General features: G+C 66.6%; 3 protein-coding genes and 1 pseudogene. 2 read left to right on the top strand and 2 right to left on the bottom strand.

Annotated elements, in window-relative coordinates; genetic code table 11:
* Positions 1-922: alpha-amylase family glycosyl hydrolase (locus tag ELR45_RS38130; protein ID WP_205856741.1), on the top strand; the 922-nt coding region annotated here is incomplete at its 5' end.
* A gap of 200 nt (positions 923-1,122) precedes the next feature.
* Here the strand turns inward: ELR45_RS38130 and ELR45_RS17005 are convergent.
* Positions 1,123-1,651, bottom strand: a pseudogene (locus ELR45_RS17005) (helix-turn-helix domain-containing protein); the annotation flags it as partial.
* Between the two features lie 31 nt (positions 1,652-1,682).
* On the opposite strand from ELR45_RS17005, the gene ELR45_RS17010 reads away from it, so the two are divergent.
* On the top strand, positions 1,683-2,189 hold the full coding sequence (locus ELR45_RS17010; protein WP_129667462.1) for a hypothetical protein: 507 nt from the start codon (positions 1,683-1,685) through the stop codon (positions 2,187-2,189).
* 791 nt (positions 2,190-2,980) lie between these two features.
* Here ELR45_RS17010 and ELR45_RS17015 read toward each other — a convergent pair.
* Positions 2,981-3,671: ROK family protein (locus ELR45_RS17015; protein ID WP_165367855.1), on the bottom strand; the 691-nt coding region annotated here is incomplete at its 5' end.

Here is a 3,671-nt window from a genome sequence, read left to right on the forward strand (position 1 = left end):
CCGCGACGAGGTCCACGAGATCTACGCCGAGTGGCGGACGGTGTTCAACGCATACGACCCGCCCCGTATCGCGGTCGCCGAGGCATGGGTCCCCGCGCATCGCCGGGCCCGCTACGCAAGCGCTCACGGCCTGGGGCAGGCGTTCAACTTCGATCTCCTCGAGGCCGACTTCGACGCCCTCCGGTTCCGCGAGATCATCACGCTCAACCTCGAGCTCGCTGCCGACTCAGGCTCGTCCACCACATGGGTGTTCTCCAACCACGACGTCGTCCGGCATGCCACCCGCTACGGCCTGCCGCCTCGTGGCGACAACCCCACGAAGCAGGGCCGCGAATGGTTGCTGACCTACGGTGCCGAGCCAAAGCTCGATCGCGGGCTCGGGCTGCGCCGGGCGCGCGCCGCGACAATGCTCGTGCTCGCCCTCCCCGGATCCACCTACCTGTACCAGGGGGAGGAACTCGGACTGCATGAAGTAGCCGACATCCCCGACGACACACGCCAGGACCCCACGTTCTTCCGCAGCGACGGCGCCGACGTCGGCCGCGACGGGTGCCGGGTGCCGCTGCCTTGGACACGGCAGGGGGCATCGTTCGGCTTCGGCGACGGCGACGCACATCTGCCGCAACCATGCTGGTTCGCCGACCACGCCGTCGAAGTCCAGGACGGCGACCCGGACTCCACTCTCACGCTGTATCGCACCGCCCTCGCACTGCGCCGCGAACTGCAGACCGAGGAAACCATGACCTGGATCGAGACAGACAGTGAGGACGTCCTCGCCTTCCGCCGACCTGGCGGCTGGGTCTGCGTCACAAACTTCGGCGACAGCCCCGTCTCCCTGCCCGATGGCGAAATACTCCTCACCAGCACACCGCTCAACAACGGCCAGCTGCCCGGCGCGGCCTCAGCATGGCTGCACCCATGATCGCCACGGAAGTCCATCCCGGCGGCGACGCGCTCGACCGGCTCGAGGAAGCGCTGAGCCGTGCTGAACAGCTGTCGCAGGACGAATAGCAGCGGGTACATACTCGTGACGTGATCAAGGGCCGGGGAGATCGCCAAAGCCAAGGCGACTCCCCGGCCGCTCTCATGCTGCACGGGCGGGCGATTCCCGTTGACTCATGTCCACACCAGCCGGCGGGTGTCGTGGTCCACGACGACAATCAAGTACTTGTGGCCTTTCTTGTAGCTGATCTCGTCGATGCCGATCCTGCGTAGCCCGGCCAGGCGGTCACAGCTCGCGTCGACATCGGCCCAGACCCGGGTGATGATCGACCCCGACCGTGCGCCATGCGATCCGCATCAGCTCGGTGACCGTGGACTTCGAGGACTGGGTCGCCAACCACGCGACGGTCTCATCGAAGGTGTAGGTGTGTCCGGCGTCGTGACGCGGCCACGGCACCGCCGCGACGACCACCCCATGCTCGCGGCAGGCCACCCGTGGCGCGTCGGCCTCCAGCACCGCACGCACCATGCCCAGGTCCAGCGCCCGCCACCGACGCCGGCCCTCGCCCGTGTCGTAACCCGGACTACGACGAGCACAGACACCGCACCGGCCGCGTGCCCGGCTCGTCGGCCGTACATGAGCGACCAACACCTCCGCGTCCTCATCGAACACGACCCGCTCGATCACCGTCTTCTCGACACCCAACAGACCACGCCATAGGCTGACCTAGAAGCTCAACGTGCGGGCGAAGCAAGCCGAACTCGAGCAGTTACAACGCGACGCCGAACGAGACCGACCCCAAGACACCTCATTGCTCGAAGCGCTACCAAGCATCGCGCTAAATCTGACCGAAGCGCCCGAGCCACTGCAACGCGATCTGTACGACGCCTTCGCCCTAAAGATTCATTATGATCACACGCGGAAACACGTCACGATCCACGCCACCATTCGCGCGGAGACCGTCCCTGAAGCTGCCGCAGCCGCGGTCCAGCTCGAAACCCGTCCCAATGGCTCCCAGAGCAAGCCAGTAAAGGCGGCATCTGTCACAGCCGCACCAACCGGCGCCTCCGTTGCCCTTGTTTTGGGTGCCCTGCCGAGGGCGCAAATCGGAAAATGGCTGGCCAGAGTCTCGTGGCCAGTCATCGTTGGGCGGGCGGTGCGCGAAGCGCCGACCCACGTGACGGTGGGCGGCCGGTTGGGCTGGAGCCGGTCGGCGGTCTCGGGCGCGACGCCGCTGAGCAGATAGACCAGCCGTGGCCGGACCGTGCTCTGGCGTTGGGCGATGAGGACCACCCGGTCATGGCCCACCATGATTTGCCCGCGGATGGCCATCAGCGTGGAAACCGGTTCGCCGTCACGTCGCATGCCTTGGTACGCCATCGACGTCCGCCGCCCGTAGCAACGCGGCTAGAAGAGCAATGACACCAACGGCCCAGCGCACGACACCAGCTGCCACCCGTCATCCGCTCCTTGCGGAGATCCTGTTGGCCTTATGGGCACCTTGACCAGCCGGCGCCGTCAAGCAATATCCCTGCGGCGAGAAGCCCGCCGTGTCAACGACACGAGAGTGAATATCCAGGTACGGCCAACACCAAGCCGCCTTGAGAGAGCGGCGTTACTGCCAGCGTGAAATAATCAATGACCTGCACTAATGTTTCGACACGCTCGGCTCCTACGGCAATTTGGGCGCGTATTCGGCACAACTACTCGTAGACGACCAGCGACAACCCGCGGGCGCCGGAGTCCAGCCACGCTTCGTCTACCACCCATCTTGTGGCACCCTGACGCCGCACACAACGGTAACCGCCGTGATCGACCACCTCTCACGACCGCCACCGTGCAGATTCCAATGTCTCTTGACATGCGCGGGCCCGTCGCCGGATGGTGTATTCGACAGCCATACGATGGCGCTGGGAGTCGGCACCTCATTGAGCCAACCGCTCAGCCGCTCTCCGGTGATCCGTTCGATCACTTGGCCCGTAGCGCACTCCCATCGGCGGAATCTGTCTCGTCGCGTGTCCGTGGATCACGCCGTTGTCATCGGGTGTCTCCGCGGATTGCCCGGTCGGCGAGATACGCGGCACCCGTCGTGCCCGGCTGATCCAGCTCGGCGCGGACGAAGAGCGGCGGCTCGGGGCGGCCCATCGGATCCGGCTCCGCGAAGCTCGCCCGCAGCCACGGGGCGAAGTCGTCGAAGTTGTCGCTCACCCCGCCGCCGAACACGATGATGTTGGGCGCGTAGGAGCGGCTCAGGTTGCAGATCCCGCGCGCGAGCATGCGGGCGTACGCGTCCCAGTCGATGCCGTCGTCCGTCGTCCAGTACCGCGGGATACTTTCGCCGCTGCACAGTTCCTCCCAGCAGCCGACCTGGCCGCAGTAGCACCGCTCCCCCTCGGTGGACACCAGCACATGCCCCGCCTCGGGATGGAAGGCACCCGCGCCGCGCAGCGCCCCGAAGCGCCGGGACACGACGGCCACGCCGATGCCGGTCCCGAGCATGACCAGGCACATCACCTCCGCCGACCGTCCGGCGCCGAGGGCGAATTCTCCGAACGCGGCGCCCATCGCGTCGTTGTCCACGACGACCGGGATCCCCATCTTCGACTCGAGCTCGTCGGCCCAGTCGGATCCCGACCAGTCGGGCAGCGTGTACGGATTGTGCACGAGTCGGGTGCGCACGTCGATTGGGCCCGTGATGGCGATCCCGACGGCGCGCGGTGCCGCGTCG

It is taken from the genome of Phytoactinopolyspora endophytica (assembly GCF_004138495.1).
GTDB lineage: Bacteria > Actinomycetota > Actinomycetes > Jiangellales > Jiangellaceae > Phytoactinopolyspora > Phytoactinopolyspora endophytica.